The organism is Flavobacterium sp. N2270, from assembly GCF_025947225.1.
GTDB lineage: Bacteria > Bacteroidota > Bacteroidia > Flavobacteriales > Flavobacteriaceae > Flavobacterium.
Window position 1 is genome coordinate 643,395 of sequence record NZ_CP110005.1, and the last position, 17,093, is coordinate 660,487.

Here is a 17,093-nt window from a genome sequence, read left to right on the forward strand (position 1 = left end):
TTTTATATATTTGTCCGACAATCGAAAACTTTTAGTAATGACTAAAAAAATTAAACACTTCGTTTTTTTACTATTATTATCACCATTATTTTCGAATGCTCAATTTGGTTTTTCTCACGAAATAGGAGCATTTGTTGGTGGTGTAGCATTCCAATCTGACTTTGGAGTACGTCATGATATGAAAACAAATGCTGGTAATACCGGTTTTGGTATTGGATTAGTACATTATATGAACTTTGCATACAGAGCAGAGTGTAATTGTTATACTCCAGAAACTTATTTTAATGATCATTTTAAATTGCGTTCTGAGCTATCTTATAATAGTACAAAATTAGAGCATTTTGGAGAATGGGCTGAAAAAAACTCTATTTGGGGTAACCAATTAAAAGCCATGAAAGGTGAAGCTAAAGTTACTGATATAGGAATGCAGTTAGAGTACTTTCCATTAAGCATTAGAGAGTTTACAGCTACAGATGGTGCTTTTGCTCCATTTATTGCATTAGGTGCACATTATAGTTTTTTCCAAAATAATACATATTCAGAGTTAGGCCCCTTAGGAACACCTATTACAACTTATCCTGATTATCTGCCAGATGGTTATTCTTCTGAAGGAGGTAGCACTTTCTCGGTTGTTTCGAGTATTGGTTCTCGTTATAAATTAACAGAATTATCAGATCTATTTATTGAGTTAAGATGGCAATACTATTTTTCTGACTGGGTTGATGGATTAAGAAAAGATCCTGACTTATATTCAGAAAATAAAGCAAACGACTGGAACTTATGGCTTCATGTTGGATACATCTATTATTTAGATTAAAAAACATAAAATATACATTTAATAAAGAAGTCTTGGTAAAACAAGACTTTTTTTATGCTTAGAAATTACATATGATTAATGTTACCTGAATTGGGATAAGTTAAAAAGTAAATTCAAATGATTACTTTTGTAAAAAAAAGAATGAACACTGTATATTATTTACCCTCTTGTGACACTTGTCGAAAAATAATCAAATCTTTACCAAAAGATATTGAGTTAGATTTTCAAGATATAAAAGAAAATCCCATAAATGAAGAATCACTCGCAAAAATGTATGCCCTTTCAGGAAGTTATGAAGCTTTGTTTAGCAAAAGAGCACAATTATACAAAGAAAGAGGCTTAAAAAATCAAAAATTAACTGAAGATGACTATAAGTCTTTAATTTTAGAACACTATACTTTTTTAAGCAGACCTGTATTTATCATTAAAAATGAAATATTCATTGGAAATTCTCAACCAAATATTTTAAAATTAATGAAGAGCTTAGGAAATGTCTAAAAGATTATTCGCTTTAATTGGCGCAACATTTGTAGCTTTAATTTATGGTGGCACATTTATCTTTGCTAAAGATGTAATGCCAACTTACATAAAGCCTTATGGATTTATCTTAATAAGAGCATTAGGTGGCGCTATATTGTTTTGGCTTTTAACATTTTTTGGTCCAAAAGAACGAATTGAATTAAATGATTTTCCACGTATAATTGCGGCATCTTTATTTGGAGTAGTAATTAACCAACTGACTTTTTTTAAAGGACTAAGTTTAACATCTCCCATAAGTGCTTCGGTGATTATGGTTACTGCTCCTATTTTAGTGTTGATTTTATCAGCAATTCTTATTAAAGAAAAAATTGAAATCAAGAAAGTATTTGGGATAATTATTGGACTAACCGGAACGTCAATATTAATTCTTTACGGAAAAGATATTCAAAACAGTCCAAACGCAAGTTTTGGGAATTTTTTAGTTTTTATAAATGCTGCTTCCTATGCTGTATATCTAATTATAATTAAAAAATTGATTACTAAATATCATGCTTTTACATTTATTAAATGGATTTATACTTTTGGTTTGTTATTTGTGCTTCCATTTGGTTATCAAGAGTTTATAGAAATAAATTGGTCAAGTATTCCAACAAATATTTATTATAATATTGGGTTTGTAGTCTTATTTACAACATTCTTAGCTTACTTAATCAATTTAATGGCTATGAAAGAACTAAAACCTACAACTTTATCGGTTTTTATCTATTTACAACCTCTATTTGCCTCTATAATTGCAATAGTTCTGCAAAAAGACGAACTTACTTTTATCAAAGTAATTTCTGCTGTTTTAATTTTTATTGGTGTTTATTTAGTTACACATCAAAAAGTAAAAAAGGCTACCGAATACTAAACACTGAACACTTTTTCTTATCTTTGAACTCTATTTTAAGTTAATTTATGATACAATCAATGACAGGTTTTGGTAAAGCCTTTTTACAATTACCTAATAAAAAAATAACTGTTGAGTTAAAATCTTTAAACAGCAAAGGTTTAGATCTTAATGTTAGAACTCCTTCAATTTACAGAGAAATGGAATTACAAATTCGTAATACTATTGCTCAAAAGCTAGAACGAGGAAAAATTGATTTTTCATTATATATTGAAGTTACTGGCGAAGAAACATCTGCTAAAATAAATGTGCCTATTATAAAAGGTTATATGAAACAAATGCAAGAAGTTATTTCTAATGCAGATGAAACCGAGTTAATGAAAATGGCTGTTAGAATGCCGGATGCATTAAAAACAGAACGTGAAGAATTAGACAAAGAAGAATGGAAACACATCGAATCTGTTATCAACGAAGCTTTGACTAATATTGATAACTTTAGAACAGACGAAGGAGCTTCTCTTGAAAAAGAATTTCAATTGCGTATAACAAATATTCGCTCTTATATGGAACAAGCTTTAGTATTGGACCCCGAAAGAGTACAAAACATTAAAGACCGCCTTTTTACAGCTATAGAAGAACTAAAAGTTACTGTTGACGAAAACCGTTTTGAGCAAGAGTTAATTTATTATCTAGAAAAATTAGACATAACTGAAGAAAAAGTTCGTTTAACGAATCATTTAGACTATTTCTTAGAAACTATGAATAATGAGGGCGCTTTAGGTAGAAAACTAGGTTTCATTACTCAAGAGATGGGAAGAGAAATCAACACTATGGGTTCAAAATCGAACCATGCAGAAATGCAAAAATTAGTGGTAATGATGAAAGATGAATTGGAAAAAATTAAAGAACAAGTTCTAAACGTTCTTTAAAAAAGTTACAAAAACAACAACACAATGACTAAAGGAAAATTATTGGTATTCTCTGCACCCTCTGGTTCAGGAAAAACGACTATAGTTAAACATTTATTAGCTCAACCTGATTTAAATCTTGAATTTTCTATTTCTTGTACCACTCGTGAACCAAGAGGAGAAGAAATTCATGGAAAAGATTACTACTTTATTTCTTGGGAAGAATTTAAAAAACACATAAAAGCCGAAGATTTTGTAGAATGGGAAGAAGTATACACCGATAACTTCTATGGAACTTTACAAAAAGAAGTAGAACGTATTTGGGCTCTTGGCAAACATGTTATTTTTGATATTGATGTAGCGGGCGGATTACGAATCAAAAGTAAATTTCCAGAAGAAACTTTAGCTGTTTTTGTAAAACCACCAAGTGTTGATGAGTTAAAACGTAGACTTAAAGAACGTTCTACAGAAAGTGATGATAAAATTAATATGCGAATTGCTAAAGCACACGTAGAATTAGCAACTGCTCCTCAATTTGATAAAATTATTAAAAACTACGATTTAGATACTGCTAAACAAGAAGCTTATCAATTGGTTAAAGATTTTGTTTCAAAATAGTAATTAGTAATATCATGAAAATCGGATTGTATTTCGGAACATTTAACCCTATTCACATTGGACATTTAATTATAGCCAATCATATGGCGGAACATTCTGATTTAGACCAAATTTGGATGGTGGTTACACCTCATAATCCTCACAAAAAAAAGAATACACTTTTAGACGATTACCATCGTTTAGAAATGGTGCATTTGGCCACTAAAGAGTATACAAAAATTCAACCTTCTGATATTGAATTTAAGTTAACCCAACCAAATTATACGGTAAATACTTTGGCTCATTTACAAGAAAAATTTCCTAAATATGAATTTTCTTTAATTATGGGCGAAGACAATCTAAATTCGCTTCATAAATGGAAAAACTATGAAGTTATTCTTAATAATCATAACGTTTATGTTTATCCTAGATTAAATTCTGGTGAAATGGATGACCAATTTGCTAATCATCCAAAAATTCACAGAATTGGTGCTCCAGTAATTGAATTATCTTCTACATTTATTCGCGAAAGCATTAAAAACGGAAAAAATATTGTTCCCATGTTACCGAAAGAGGTTTGGGAATATGTGGAGCATAATTTGTTTTATAAGAAGTAATGTTAACTTAAAATATAAGCACTAATTTCTTCTTTCATTTCATTCAAAACGATATTCAAAGCATCATTTTTTCGAGATAGTATATAGATTTCTGTAGAAGGCATTTTAGCACTATCCCAAATTAATTGTAACTGATTATTTTTTAAATACGGTTTTGCATTAATATCCCAAACTACTGAAACACCTGAATTTTCAACTAATGTAGACAACATTTCCGATTCAGATGGAATGATATAATTAGAAACCATTGAAGGTCTTTTTTTATCAAATACATGCAACCAAAATAATTTTACATGAGGAATTCTAGCATCAAAATTATACCACTTTTGTTGATTTAACCAATTTTCGATGGTCGTATAATTTTCTTTTTTGATTTCTTTCTTAACATCTTTTAAATCTAAATCGTTACTCGCAACGACGATTTGTTTTATTTTACCTAATTCTTTCTGAACCGTATCAAAAGTGTCAAACTTTTTGGTAACAATGGCAAAGTCTATTTTTTTATCATTCACTAAACTGAATAATTCATCATTTTCTCCATAAGTGAAATCAATAAAATCGAATTTTGAAATTAACTTTGTTCCAATACTAGCAAATAAATGTTTTGATATTCCGATAGAAACTAACTTGTTTGAACTAAATGCTTTTTCACGGAAACCATTTTCCACACTTTCCAAACGGTCTAAAGCTTCAATAATTAAATTGTTTAGTAATTTTGCATACTCAGTTGGCTCCACACCTTTTGATTTTCTATTGAATAATTTATAACCTACATGTGCTTCTAACATGGCTATTTGCTGACTTACTGCAGGTTGACTGATAAATAATTCTTTTGCTGCTTGCGAAAAATTTCCGTTTTTATAAACAGATTTAAAAGTTCTGTACCATTCTAAATTTACCATGATATAAATATATTTATCACAAACATAATTTAAATTATTTTTGCTAATACCACATTAGTCGTAATTTTGTAAAAAATATAACAAAACATGAAACGCATAGCATTAGCATTAATCGTAATTTTGACAGTAAGTTGTAAAGACAAAGAAAATACAACTGAAACAACACAAGAAAGTCAAATAACAAAAAAAGAAACTATGAAAAAGGTATTATTTGTATTAACTAGTCACGAAGACTTAGGAAACACAGGAGAAAAAACAGGGTTTTGGATAGAAGAATTTGCAGCACCTTATTATGAATTAGCAGATAAAGGAATCGAAATTACAATTGCATCACCTAATGGCGGACAACCTCCAATTGACCCAAAAAGTGCTGATCCAAGTTCAGCGACTGAAGACACTAAAAGATTTAATGGTGATGCTGCATTACAACAAAAATTAGCAAAAACAGTTAAATTAGCTGATATTAATGAAGCGGATTATGATGCTGTATTCTATCCAGGTGGACATGGACCATTATGGGATTTAGTATCTGACAAAAATTCAATATCTTTAATCGAATCTTTTTACACAAATAACAAACCAGTTGCTTTTGTATGTCACGCTCCAGCGGTATTAAAAAATGTAAAAGTAAGTGGTGAATATTTAGTGAAAGGTAAAAAAGTAACTGGTTTTACTAATGAAGAAGAGGAAGCAGTTGGTTTAACCAAAGTAGTTCCTTTCTTATTAGAAGATGCTTTAAAAGCTAATGGTGCAGCATACAGTAAAGGTGAAAATTGGGCGCCTTATGCTGTTGAAGACGGCTTGTTAATTACAGGACAAAATCCGGCTTCTTCTAAATTAGTAGCTCAAAAATTATTAGAACAATTAAAAAAATAAAAAAATGAACAATTTCGAATTATATAATCCAGTAAATTATGTCTTTGGAAAAGGACAAATTGAAAAATTAAAAGACTTAGTACCTTCAAACACAAAAATTCTTATCGCTTACGGTGGTGGAAGTATCTTCAAAAATGGTGTTTATGACCAAGTAAAAGCTGCTTTAGGAACACAATTTGAAGAAAATAATATTGTAGAATTTGGTGGAATAGAACCAAATCCAAGATATGAAACCTTAATGAAAGCTGTTGCAATTATCCGCGATCAAAAAATCGGATTCGTTTTAGCAGTTGGTGGTGGAAGTGTAATTGACGGTACAAAATTTATTTCTGCAGCCGTTAATTATAAAGGTGATGCTGCTGAAATTTTACGAAAAAGAATATTATTTACAGATTTAGCAGAAGTAATTCCTTTTGGAACGGTTTTAACGTTACCAGCAACAGGTTCAGAAATGAATTCAGGAGCAGTAGTAACCATTAATGAAACACAAGAAAAATTAACTTTAGGTGGAAGTGCTTTGTTTCCAAAATTCTCTATCGTTGATCCAACAGTAATTACATCTTTACCAAAACGTCAATTACAAAATGGAGTTGTTGATGCTTTTACGCACGTAATGGAACAATACTTAACGTATACTCATGATGCACTTTTACAAGACAGAATTGCAGAGGGAATTTTACAAACATTAGTAGAAATTGGACCAAAAGTAGTTGAAAATCCAACCGACTATAAATTGGCTTCTAATTTTGTTTGGTCTGCAACTATGGCTTTAAACGGATTAATCCAAAAAGGTGTTCCTTCCGATTGGGCAACGCATATGATTGGTCATGAATTAACCGCTTTATACGAAATTGATCATGCGAGAACATTAGCGATTATTGGTCCAAACTTATATAAAGTAATGTTTGAAACTAAAAAAGACAAATTAGCACAATTTGGAAAACGCGTTTGGAACATACAAGAAGGTTCAACAGAAGAAATAGCTAAAAAAGCAATTGAAAAAACAGTTGAATTTTTCCACACTATGGGAATGAAAACTAAATTATCTGAAAACACAGATGACTATGCAAAAACGGCAGACTTCATTGTAAATCGTTTTGAAGAAAGAGGTTGGAAAGCTTTAGGAGAAAAACAAAACATTACTCCAGAAAAAGTAAGAGAAATTGTAGAAATGAGCTATTAAACAACTCATTTTATAGCAACAAAAAAGCGTTTAAAATATTTTAAACGCTTTTTTTACAACTTAAAATAGATAACCTAAACCATTCACAAAGTTGAAACAATTTAAAACAAAACGAAATAATAAAAATTAAATTGCTCAATTCTTAAACTTTAACATTTTTTAAAAATGTTTAGCTTCTTAATCACTTTTTAATATTGAAACTATTTCTTTACCTTTGAATTTCCAAAAAAATGGAACTACAATGGAAAAAAATCCAAAATTTGCAGTTATAGGCGGAGGAAGTTGGGCTACTGCTATTGCAAAAATGCTTTGTGAAAACCAAACTGAAATTGCATGGTACATGAGAAGTACTTATGCTGTTGAACATATTAAACACCAATATCATAACCCTAATTACTTAAGTTCAGTAGAGTTTGATGTTAAAAAACTAAAACTTACAAATGATATTAATGAAGCTGTAGCTTATGCAGATTATATCATATTTGCTATTCCTTCTGCTTTTTTAAGTGGTGAATTGGAGAATCTAACTCAAAGTTTAGAAGGAAAAGTAATATTTTCAGCAATTAAAGGAATTGTTCCTGAAACAAGCTTAATTGTTGGTGAACATTTTCATCAAAAATTCAACGTTCCATACGAAAATATAGGCGTTTTAACTGGTCCTTGTCATGCTGAAGAGGTTGCAATGGAGAGGTTATCTTATTTAACTTTAGCTTGTGGTGATAAAGAAAAGGCCAAATTAATGGCAAAAAACGTAAGTTCAGATTATATAAAAACTAAAACTTCAGACGATATAATTGGCACAGAATATGCCGCAATGTTAAAAAACATTTATGCAATTTCTGCTGGTATTGCACATGGTTTAGGTTATGGAGATAACTTTCAATCGGTTTTGATGAGTAATGGAATTCGCGAAATGAAAAAATTCATTAGTAAAGTTCATAAAATGAAACGTAACATTAATAATTCGGCTTACTTAGGTGATTTATTAGTAACAGGCTATTCTGTTTTTTCTAGAAATAGAATGTTTGGAAACATGATTGGCAAAGGATACACTGTAAAATCGGCACAAATGGAAATGAGTATGGTGGCTGAAGGGTATTACGCAACTAAAAGTGCTTATTTGTTAAATCAAAAGCACGGAGCAAAAACGCCAATTATTGATGCTGTTTATGCTATTTTATATGAAGGAAAAGAGCCAAAAGCTGTGTTTAAAAAACTAGCAGATAAATTAGATTAATTTTTTTCGAAATTAGTCGTCATATACAAAAACAGACTTAACAATTTGAAATTCAAAAAGTTAGTCTGTTTTTTGTTTTTTGACAATTCTTTATAAAACACTGATTTTCAGCCAATTAAAACATCTTGCCTTGGAGAAAAAATCATGTAGTAAATTTGTAAAAAAGTAATCTATGGACCATTTAATAAATCATCCTGTAATTTTAGGAATATTCTCAGTTGTAATCATAGCAATGTTATTGCTAGATTTAGGTGTTTTAAACAAAAAAAGTCACGCAATATCTAATAGAGAAGCTGCACTTTGGTCAGCAACTTGGATTTCATTAGCAATGGGTTTTAGTGGAATTATTTATTATTATTTGGGTGCAGAACAATTCATGCAATTTCAAGGAGCCTATTGGATAGAAAAAGCACTTTCTGTAGATAATCTTTTTGTATTCATTTTAGTTTTTGGATATTTCAATGTCGCTAAAGAAGCGCAACACAAAGTGTTATTTTGGGGAGTACTCGGAGCTTTGTTTTTTAGAGCTATATTTATTTTTACTGGGGTTTGGATTTTAAATTACACGTATTTACCAGAAATGGAGCTTTTTGGTCATTTAGTAAAAATTAATTATTTACTAACTATTTTTGGTGTTATCTTAATTGTTGCCGGAATCAAATCGTGGTTTAGTCATAGTGAAGACGATGGCGATAAAGATTTCTCAAAAAGCCCAGGTTCAAAGTTAGTTCATAAACTTTTTACAGTAAGTAAGAATTTTGATGGTGATAAGTTTTTTACAATACAAAACGGGTTAAAAATGGCTACTCCACTTTTTGTTGTTGTTGTTATAATTGAATTTACCGATTTGCTTTTTGCTGTTGACAGTATTCCTGCAATTTTTGCCATTGCACCTGATGATCCGTTTATTTTATACACATCCAACATATTTGCTATTTTAGGGCTTCGTTCGCTTTATTTTCTTTTGGCCAACTTCATGTATATGTTTAGCCGTTTGCATTACGGATTAGCGCTTATTTTAACATTTATAGGTGTAAAAATGATTATTGCTCCGTTGTTTCATATTTCATCAATGGTTTCTCTTGGAGTTGTAGGTGGAATTTTAGTAATTTCAATAGTTTGGTCATTACTAATTCCGTATAAAGAATAGTTTTCACAAAAAGCTTATTCAAAATAAACATTTGGATTATTTGTTATTTTTAAATCAAGAATGTACTTTTTAAAGGTTTCTTTCTTTTTGTCGTCCCATTTTTTTATTAACGGGTCACTAAGTTCTTTTAACACAATTTTATTTAGAACTTCTTTTTCCATTCCTTCTTTATGGCCACTTTCAAAACCTTTCAAATCGTCTAAATGCTCCATCCAAAATTGAAAAAATCCGTTTTCAGTAGTATGTACAACTTGCTTTAAAACGATATAACTTTTTTTTGTTATTAATTCTTCTTCTTTAAAAGAATTAAAAAGTTCTTGAGCAACTTTATTTAGTAGTTTTTCGTTTTTAGTTACAATTAAAAAATCGGCATAAGCATATAAAGTTCTTACAGAACGATCACCTGCGTCATATTTCGCTTTTAATCCCGAAGAATTATAATCCGACAGCGTTGCTTTTTTTCCTTCATTAACAATTGAAGCCGCATCAACATTTACTCCTGTATGATGCAAGAAGTTTTTATTTTTATCAAAATACAAAAGTATGGGTACACTTTCAAAATGAAGGTTGGCATTTGTAATAAAAATATTATCTTCAACTGACAATGAATCGTTTGTATTCATAGCATAATTGATGAATTTCTTATTGTAATACGTGTACACTAGAGAATCGTTTTTTAGTAAATCTCCCAAACGTTTACAAACCGAACATTCTGAATTGTAATACTCAATGAAAACAGGTTTATTTTGTTCATTAGCTTTTTTAAAAGCCTCAGAAAGAGTAGGTTCAAAAACAACTTGTGCATTACTTAAAGTAGTAGTAAAAAGAAGAAACAAGAGAAACCTTTTCATAAATATATTTTTAAATAAGCACTGCAAAAATTAAACCAAAATATTTTAATTAACAGTTACCTCATCAATAAAAATAAAAGCATCTCCGTTTGATGGAAAACCTTGATGCCATTCGGGAAGTTTTCCAAAATTGGTTGCAATAACTTTAATATATCTTGCTTTTTGAGGTGTAAACTTTAAATCGAATGATTTTATCACAGTTTCATATTCTTTTGGATCCACAGAATTTTCAACCGTTCCCACTTTTGTAAACTTGATGTTATCATCTGAAATGTAATACTCTACTTTAGTTGGCATCAATATCCATGAACGTGTGTCTTGCAAATAATTTGACCTAATTTCAGAAATGTTTTTTACAACTTGCATATCAATAGTTGCTTCAAAATCTTGGTTTTGATATCCTTGCCACTCGCCTTTTCGCCAGTTTTCATTACCAAAAATTCCATCTAGTAAACCGTCAGAACCACCTGCATGATATTGTGAATTGAATTTCGATTTAATTTCGATTGTAAAGTTATTTGGTTTTTTAAAGAATTGTGCAGAAATAGTATTACTTCTTGGTGGCTTTCCACCAGCCATTTCTTCTATATATGCTTCAATTTTTGAAGATTTACTAATTTCAAATGCTTCAGAATACGGAATAAATGACGGAACTTCTTTTGAATCATCATAAATTCGATAATAAATTTTTTGGTTAAATTGTTTCGAACCTTTAATCTGAACTATCATTTTGTCTTTAAATGATTTACTTTCTGCTTCAATTACTGGAACTGGAATTATAGATGGGAAAAATACTTTCTCTTGAGGTTCCATAGAAAACTGTGGTAAAATTCTAGTTTTTTCAAATGGTTGATTTATATATTCTGGGTTTTTTCCATCAACACTTACTTTTATATTCTTTATAAATGGTTCGTTGACTTCCCACAAAATATCACCTGGTCTCAGATCATAAATTCCCATCGAACTCAGCACATACCAAGCACTCATTTGTCCGCAATCTTCGTTTCCTATTAAACCATCTGGTGTATTTTTATAGAAATTATCTAAAATGTATTTTACTTTTTCATTCGTTTTTTCTGGTTTACCCACATAATTATACAAATATGCCATGTGGTGACTTGGTTCGTTTCCGTGAGCATATTGACCAATTAATCCGGTAACATCTACTTGTTCTCTTCCTGTGGTTTTGCTTTCGCTGTTAAACATTTCGTCTAATTTGGCTTCAAACTTATCATTTCCACCATACGCTTCAATCATTCCTACAATATCTTGTGGCACAAAAAATGTGTATTGCCACGCGTTTCCTTCGGTAAAATTATTATTGACTTCTCTTGGGTCGAAAGGTTTGTCCCAACCTCCGTTTTTCTTTGGTCTGATAAAGCCTGTTTCCCAATCGAAAAGGTTTTTCCAATTTTGAGAACGCTTCATGAAATAATTATAATCTTCCGTTTTGCCTAAAATTTGTGCCATTTGCGCAATACACCAATCGTCATACGCATATTCCACGGTTTTAGAAACACTTTCATGGTCATCATCAATAGAAATGAACCCGTATTTCTTATAGGCTTCTAATCCTAAAACATCTCTCATGGCTGATGCTTTACTCGCTTCAAACGCTTTTTCATAATCAAAACCCTTAATTCCTTTTGCCATTGCATCTGCAATTACCGATACAGAATGGTAGCCAATCATACAATCGGTTTCATTAGAAGCCAATTCCCAAACAGGCAATCTTCCACCTTGTTCGTATTGTTTTATAAACGTATTGATATAATCTGAAGTTCGTTTTTTATCAATTAAGGTATACAATGGATGCGCAGCTCTAAACGTATCCCAAAGTGAAAAAACCGTGTAATACTCAAAGCCTTCTGCAGTGTGAATCTGGTTATCTCTACCGCGATATTTTCCGTCTACATCTTGTGCAATATTCGGTTGCATCATCGTATGGTATAAAGCCGTGTAGAAAATGGCTAACTTATCTTCATCATCAGAAGTTACCTCAATTTTAGATAATTCTTTATTCCAAAGTGCTTCTGCATCTTTCTTTACTTTTTCAAAATTCCAATGTTTGATTTCGGAACTGTTTAATTTGGCACCTTCATAACTTGTTGGCGAAAGTGATACTTTTACCAATATTTTTTCTCCTTTTTTGACATTCTTAGAAAAACTTAAAGCAAGTTCTGTTCCGTGATAATCTCCTTTTACGCCTTTAAAATTCATTCTTTCATTGGTGATTTTCATTGGCACATTAAATTCAATTCTAGCGTACACGTATTGATTCGTTGCCCAAGCTTCACTTCTTCTTAAAACCTCAATAGTTTTATCATCGATAAACCGAACTTGCCCCTCTAATAGTTTATCACGGTGATTCAAATCTAAAATAATATTGGCTTGACCAGCTTTGTTAAAAGTGTATTCATGAAAACCAACTCTTGTAGATGTTGTTAATCGAACATCAATATTGTGTTTATCTAATTTTACGCCATAAAATCCTGCAGAAGCTTTTTCGTTAGCATGAGAAAATGTTGAAGAATACACTCTATTATCGAATGAAGATTCGCCCATTGTTGGCATCAACATGATATCACCATAATCAGAAACTCCAGTTCCGTTTAAATGAGTATGCGAAAAGCCATAAATTAAATTATCTGAATAATGATAACCCGAACAACCGTCCCAACTTCCATCGATTCGAGTATCTGGAGATAATTGAACCATTCCATAAGGAACAGTTGCTCCTGGAAAAGTATGTCCGTGTCCGCCTGTTCCAATAAATGGGTTTACGTATTTAGCAAAATCTTGTGCAAACGAAGCGCTTGTTATAAAAAGGATAGAAAAAAGAAAACTCCTCATTTTGTAGTTTTAAATAAACTATAAAATTGAGGAATTAATATGAGTTTAGCAATTCTATTTTATAATTTACACCGCCATTACGCCACGCTTCTTAATAACAGGTAAATCAGATTGTCCTTTTTCGTTGATAGAATTGGTTGTAAAAATAAATTTTTTATCGAACATTTTGTTACCAATAAAATACGACAACATAAATTCATTATTCAATTGCAATAAGTTGTTTTCAAGAAATTCAATTCTTACTGCTGACTCTGGCTCCACTTTCGCAAATGCATGACGAAGAGACATTGTATTTCTCATTTCTCCATCAATTAAACCATAGGCGCGAGAAACAATCATTGCTGTTTCTAATGGTTCCTTCGTAGCGTTTAACAAATAAGCATACCAGCAATTTTCTTGAAAATCATCGCTCCATTCTTGTATTGCTACAATATGAACATTTTCCACTTTTGGGATAACTATATCTGCTTTCATTTTAGATGCTTGACTTAAATTGTTGTAAGAAACGAACGTCGTTTTCAAAAAACATTCTTATATCGCCAATTTGATGCAAAAGCATTGCTATACGCTCTACTCCCATACCAAATGCAAATCCTGAATATTCTTCTGGATTGATTCCGCAGTTTTTTAAAACATTTGGGTCAACCATTCCACAACCACCAATTTCCAACCAACCTGTACCTTTTGTAATTCTATAATCAGTCTCAGTTTTTAAACCCCAATAGATATCGATTTCAGCACTTGGTTCTGTAAACGGGAAATAAGAAGGTCTTAGACGAATTTTTGACTTTCCAAACATTTCTTTCGTAAAGTGCAATAACGTTTGTTTTAAATCGGCAAAAGAAACGTCTTTATCAATATACAATCCTTCCACTTGATGGAAAATACAATGCGAACGAGCAGAAATTGCTTCATTACGGAAAACTCTACCTGGAGAAATCGTTCTAATAGGCGGTTTGTTGTTTTCCATGTAACGCACTTGCACAGATGATGTGTGCGTACGCAATAACGTATCTGGATTAGTTTGAATAAAGAAAGTATCTTGCATATCACGCGCTGGGTGATATTCTGGCAAGTTTAACGCAGTAAAATTATGCCAATCGTCTTCAATTTCTGGACCTTCAGAAACGTTGAAACCCACATTTGAAAAGATATCAATAATTTGATTTTTTACAATTGAAATTGGATGACGAGAACCTAATTCTAATGGATAACCTGGGCGCGTTAAATCGCCATAAATTCCTTTAGATTCTTCCTTACTTTCGATTTGATCTTGTAAAGAAGCTACTTTCTCTTCGGCAGAAGTTTTCAACTGATTGATTACTTGTCCGAATTCCTTTTTCATTTCGTTTGGAACATTTTTAAATTCGGCAAATAACTCTTTTAAAAGACCTTTGCTTCCTAAAAATTTAATTCTAAACTCTTCAATTTTTTCTTTATTATCGGCTTGAAAAGCGTTTACTTCTTCAATGTGTTTTTTAATCTGATCAATCATCGTTCTTGCTTATAAAGGTGCAAATTTAATCTTTTTTAGTCATTAGTAAAAAGTGATTAGTAATTAGTTTTGTCTAATTGCCAATTACGAGTTACTCAATTAATTCTTTTTCTATGAAATAACTTACAATAGCGTCTTTCATTAAAATAGATTGTTCACCTGCTTTTAGTGGCGGTAATTGTTCTTTTACTGCATAATGAGGCCAACCTTCGTTATCGAAGTATTCAAATTCATAATATCCATAAGGCTCTAGAACTCTACAAATAGCAATGTGCATTAAGTTTATTTTTTCGTCTTTTTTAAACTCTGCATTGAATTTCCCTAATTCTTGTACTCCAATTAAATATATAATAGCGTCTAGGTCTAATACATCGCCATCGGCAAATTTATCAGAAAGCAATTTTACTACTTTGTCCCAGCGTTCTTTAAGTTGTTCGTCTCTTGACATTTTATTTTTAGATGAAAGAGAAAAGAGAAAAGAGAAAAGACTTTTCTTTTTTTCTTGTTTTTGAAGTTGCAAAGATAGTAAATTGACTTTCGTTTATTCTTTTATCTTTGTTCTTTCATTTATTTTCTTTTTTATGAGTTTTATTGATATTATTTTCGCTGTATTATTAAGTTATGCTATCTACAAAGGGTTAAAAAACGGACTTTTCGTTGAAGTTGCCTCACTTCTTGCTTTAGTCGTTGGGATTTTTGTGGCCATAAAGTTTTCGCATATTGTAAGAGCGGTTATAGAAACAAAAGTAAGTTGGGATCCAAAATACATAGAAATAACTGCTTTTGCCTTAACTTTTATTGCTGTTGTAATTGTAATTCATCTTTCGGCTAAATTGCTGACTAAAATTGTTGATTTTGCATATTTAGGTTGGATTAACCGATTAGCAGGTGCGGGATTTAGTGTTCTAAAAACCATATTAGCTTTGAGTATTGTTATTTTATTGTTTGAAAAAATCAATGTAAACAATATGTTGGCAAAACAAGAAACTCTTGATGAGTCAATTTTTTACAACCCAACTAAAGAAATTTCAGCTTTTGTTTATCCGCAAATTGAAGAATGGTATGAGAAAGGTTTACAGTATTCAGAAGACAGTGAGCAGGAATAAGTTGAAATTGAATAAAAACATTTATAATAATTTCTCTTTTATAATTTTAATAGCTTTTCTAAATTCAGAATTATATTCATTATTGAAATTATAATCCCAAATACCGTCATTCTTTTTAATTACTCTAAGAATTAACGGGTCTTCTTTTGCAAAAATTCTTGCAGTTAATGATAAAACAAAATATAGTTTGTTATACCAAGTATTTTGAGGATTAATTATATCTATTGATTTAATTTCGTTAAAATTAAAACTTCTAAATTCCCAATAATCAACTGCTTTTATATCAAAAGAAGTTTCTTTTATTAATATTTCCGGAAAACCATTTTTCTTAAATACTTTCAATTTCAAAACAAATTAAAATTACTTCAACTCCTTAATTGCGTCTTTTTCTATCCAACCTTGGGTTTTATCTGTCAATTGAATTTTTTTCCAATTATCTAAGGTTTCCAAAACAAATACTTTTGTTCCTTCGTGTAAAACCAACACGTCTTCTGAGCTGCTTTTGGGCTCTGCTTTTACGTTAACCGCTGAACTAAATACAATGGCAGGTTTTGTAGTTACATCGTTTTGTTTTTGTAAAAAAGCCGCTGAAACGGTGATTAAAATTCCAACTAAAAACACAAACATTGCAGTAAAGAATATTCGTTTAATTAGTGTTGTATTCCCAAAGTAATACCCTAAAAAAGAGAGTAAAAATAATAGCGACATGATTACTGCAGTCCAAGCCCAAGAATCGTAATGCCATGTGTTTACAAATGCATAAATGGCTTTTGAAATACCCACTTCTGGAACATTTTTAATATCGTCAATGGCTTTTTTTTGTGCAAATTCTAAATTGGTTTTAACAACCTCATCATTTGGGCTGAACAATAACGCTTTTTCGAAATTATAAATTGCTGGCGCTATTTTGTCTAGTTTGTAATAGCAGTTTCCTAAATTGAAATACAATTCGGCAGATTCTACTTTCAAATTCGAATTTATGAACTCATATTTAGCTGCTGCTGCTTCGTAATTTTCTTTTTTATACAAATCGTTAGCATTAGCAAATGCTTTGCTTACTTCGTCAGGTTCGTTTGCAAAAACAACTGTTGAAAGTAAAATAAAAACAATGCTTTTTAGTATAGTCTTCATA

The 17,093-nt window shown here is 30.9% G+C and carries 19 protein-coding genes; 11 read left to right on the plus strand and 8 right to left on the minus strand.

Going from position 1 to position 17,093, the window contains the following annotated elements:
- The first annotated feature begins 37 nt into the window (after positions 1–37).
- The 6 genes from OLM55_RS02990 (at position 38) to nadD (ending at position 4,308) form a co-directional block, all read left to right on the plus strand.
- Positions 38–817, plus strand: coding sequence for a THC0290_0291 family protein (locus tag OLM55_RS02990; protein WP_264559938.1), 780 nt, complete (start codon positions 38–40; stop codon positions 815–817).
- 141 nt (positions 818–958) lie between these two features.
- Positions 959–1,315 (plus strand): arsenate reductase family protein, encoded by a 357-nt coding sequence (locus OLM55_RS02995; protein ID WP_264560581.1) that lies wholly within the window; start codon positions 959–961, stop codon positions 1,313–1,315.
- Positions 1,308–2,207, plus strand: coding sequence for a DMT family transporter (locus OLM55_RS03000; RefSeq protein ID WP_264559939.1), 900 nt, complete (start codon positions 1,308–1,310; stop codon positions 2,205–2,207). Before OLM55_RS02995 ends, OLM55_RS03000 begins: the two co-directional genes overlap by 8 nt.
- A gap of 47 nt (positions 2,208–2,254) precedes the next feature.
- Positions 2,255–3,115 (plus strand): YicC/YloC family endoribonuclease, encoded by an 861-nt coding sequence (locus OLM55_RS03005; RefSeq protein WP_264559940.1) that lies wholly within the window; start codon positions 2,255–2,257, stop codon positions 3,113–3,115.
- Positions 3,116–3,139: 24 nt separating this feature from the next.
- Entirely contained in the window at positions 3,140–3,712 is a 573-nt protein-coding gene (gmk, locus tag OLM55_RS03010; RefSeq protein WP_264559941.1) for a guanylate kinase, read from the plus strand.
- Positions 3,713–3,726: 14 nt separating this feature from the next.
- The gene (gene nadD / locus OLM55_RS03015; RefSeq protein ID WP_264559942.1) at positions 3,727–4,308 is read left to right on the plus strand and encodes a nicotinate (nicotinamide) nucleotide adenylyltransferase; all 582 of its coding nucleotides are present in this window, start codon (positions 3,727–3,729) and stop codon (positions 4,306–4,308) included.
- A gap of 2 nt (positions 4,309–4,310) precedes the next feature.
- Here the strand turns inward: nadD and OLM55_RS03020 are convergent, their stop codons facing one another.
- Positions 4,311–5,210 carry a LysR family transcriptional regulator gene (locus OLM55_RS03020; protein ID WP_264559943.1) on the minus strand — a complete coding sequence of 300 codons (900 nt, stop codon included), beginning with the start codon at positions 5,208–5,210 and terminating at the stop codon, positions 4,311–4,313.
- A gap of 87 nt (positions 5,211–5,297) precedes the next feature.
- On the opposite strand from OLM55_RS03020, the gene OLM55_RS03025 reads away from it, so the two are divergent.
- From OLM55_RS03025 to OLM55_RS03040, 4 genes are all read left to right on the plus strand, one after another.
- Entirely contained in the window at positions 5,298–6,086 is a 789-nt protein-coding gene (locus OLM55_RS03025) for a type 1 glutamine amidotransferase domain-containing protein (RefSeq protein ID WP_264559944.1), read from the plus strand.
- A gap of 4 nt (positions 6,087–6,090) precedes the next feature.
- Entirely contained in the window at positions 6,091–7,269 is a 1,179-nt protein-coding gene (locus OLM55_RS03030) for an iron-containing alcohol dehydrogenase (protein WP_264559945.1), read from the plus strand.
- Positions 7,270–7,510: 241 nt separating this feature from the next.
- Complete coding sequence (locus OLM55_RS03035) at positions 7,511–8,506, plus strand: NAD(P)H-dependent glycerol-3-phosphate dehydrogenase (protein ID WP_264559946.1); 996 nt, start codon at positions 7,511–7,513, stop codon at positions 8,504–8,506.
- 172 nt (positions 8,507–8,678) lie between these two features.
- Positions 8,679–9,656: a TerC/Alx family metal homeostasis membrane protein gene (locus OLM55_RS03040; RefSeq protein ID WP_264559947.1), complete on the plus strand. Its 978-nt coding sequence runs from the start codon at positions 8,679–8,681 to the stop codon at positions 9,654–9,656.
- A 14-nt stretch (positions 9,657–9,670) separates the two neighbouring features.
- On the opposite strand, the gene OLM55_RS03045 is transcribed toward OLM55_RS03040, so the two are convergent.
- The 5 genes from OLM55_RS03045 to OLM55_RS03065 all read right to left on the minus strand — a co-directional run bounded on the left by OLM55_RS03045 (position 9,671) and on the right by OLM55_RS03065 (position 15,303).
- On the minus strand, positions 9,671–10,507 hold the full coding sequence (locus OLM55_RS03045) for a thioredoxin family protein (RefSeq protein WP_264559948.1): 837 nt from the start codon (positions 10,505–10,507) through the stop codon (positions 9,671–9,673).
- Positions 10,508–10,552: 45 nt separating this feature from the next.
- Entirely contained in the window at positions 10,553–13,360 is a 2,808-nt protein-coding gene (locus OLM55_RS03050) for a GH92 family glycosyl hydrolase (protein ID WP_264559949.1), read from the minus strand.
- A 66-nt stretch (positions 13,361–13,426) separates the two neighbouring features.
- Positions 13,427–13,834, minus strand: a complete 408-nt coding sequence (locus tag OLM55_RS03055) for a hypothetical protein (protein ID WP_264559950.1) — start codon at positions 13,832–13,834, stop codon at positions 13,427–13,429.
- 1 nt (position 13,835) lies between these two features.
- Positions 13,836–14,855, minus strand: a complete 1,020-nt coding sequence (gene pheS, locus OLM55_RS03060) for a phenylalanine--tRNA ligase subunit alpha (protein WP_264559951.1) — start codon at positions 14,853–14,855, stop codon at positions 13,836–13,838.
- 91 nt (positions 14,856–14,946) lie between these two features.
- On the minus strand, positions 14,947–15,303 hold the full coding sequence (locus OLM55_RS03065; protein WP_264559952.1) for a hypothetical protein: 357 nt from the start codon (positions 15,301–15,303) through the stop codon (positions 14,947–14,949).
- A gap of 133 nt (positions 15,304–15,436) precedes the next feature.
- On the opposite strand from OLM55_RS03065, the gene OLM55_RS03070 reads away from it, so the two are divergent.
- Positions 15,437–15,961 carry a CvpA family protein gene (locus OLM55_RS03070; RefSeq protein ID WP_264559953.1) on the plus strand — a complete coding sequence of 175 codons (525 nt, stop codon included), beginning with the start codon at positions 15,437–15,439 and terminating at the stop codon, positions 15,959–15,961.
- 21 nt (positions 15,962–15,982) lie between these two features.
- Here OLM55_RS03070 and OLM55_RS03075 read toward each other — a convergent pair whose 3' ends face one another.
- Together OLM55_RS03075 and OLM55_RS03080 are read right to left on the minus strand one after the other, a co-directional pair.
- Positions 15,983–16,303 carry a hypothetical protein gene (locus OLM55_RS03075; protein ID WP_264559954.1) on the minus strand — a complete coding sequence of 107 codons (321 nt, stop codon included), beginning with the start codon at positions 16,301–16,303 and terminating at the stop codon, positions 15,983–15,985.
- An 18-nt stretch (positions 16,304–16,321) separates the two neighbouring features.
- The gene (locus OLM55_RS03080) at positions 16,322–17,092 is read right to left on the minus strand and encodes a tetratricopeptide repeat protein (RefSeq protein ID WP_264559955.1); all 771 of its coding nucleotides are present in this window, start codon (positions 17,090–17,092) and stop codon (positions 16,322–16,324) included.
- Position 17,093: the final 1 nt, after the last annotated feature.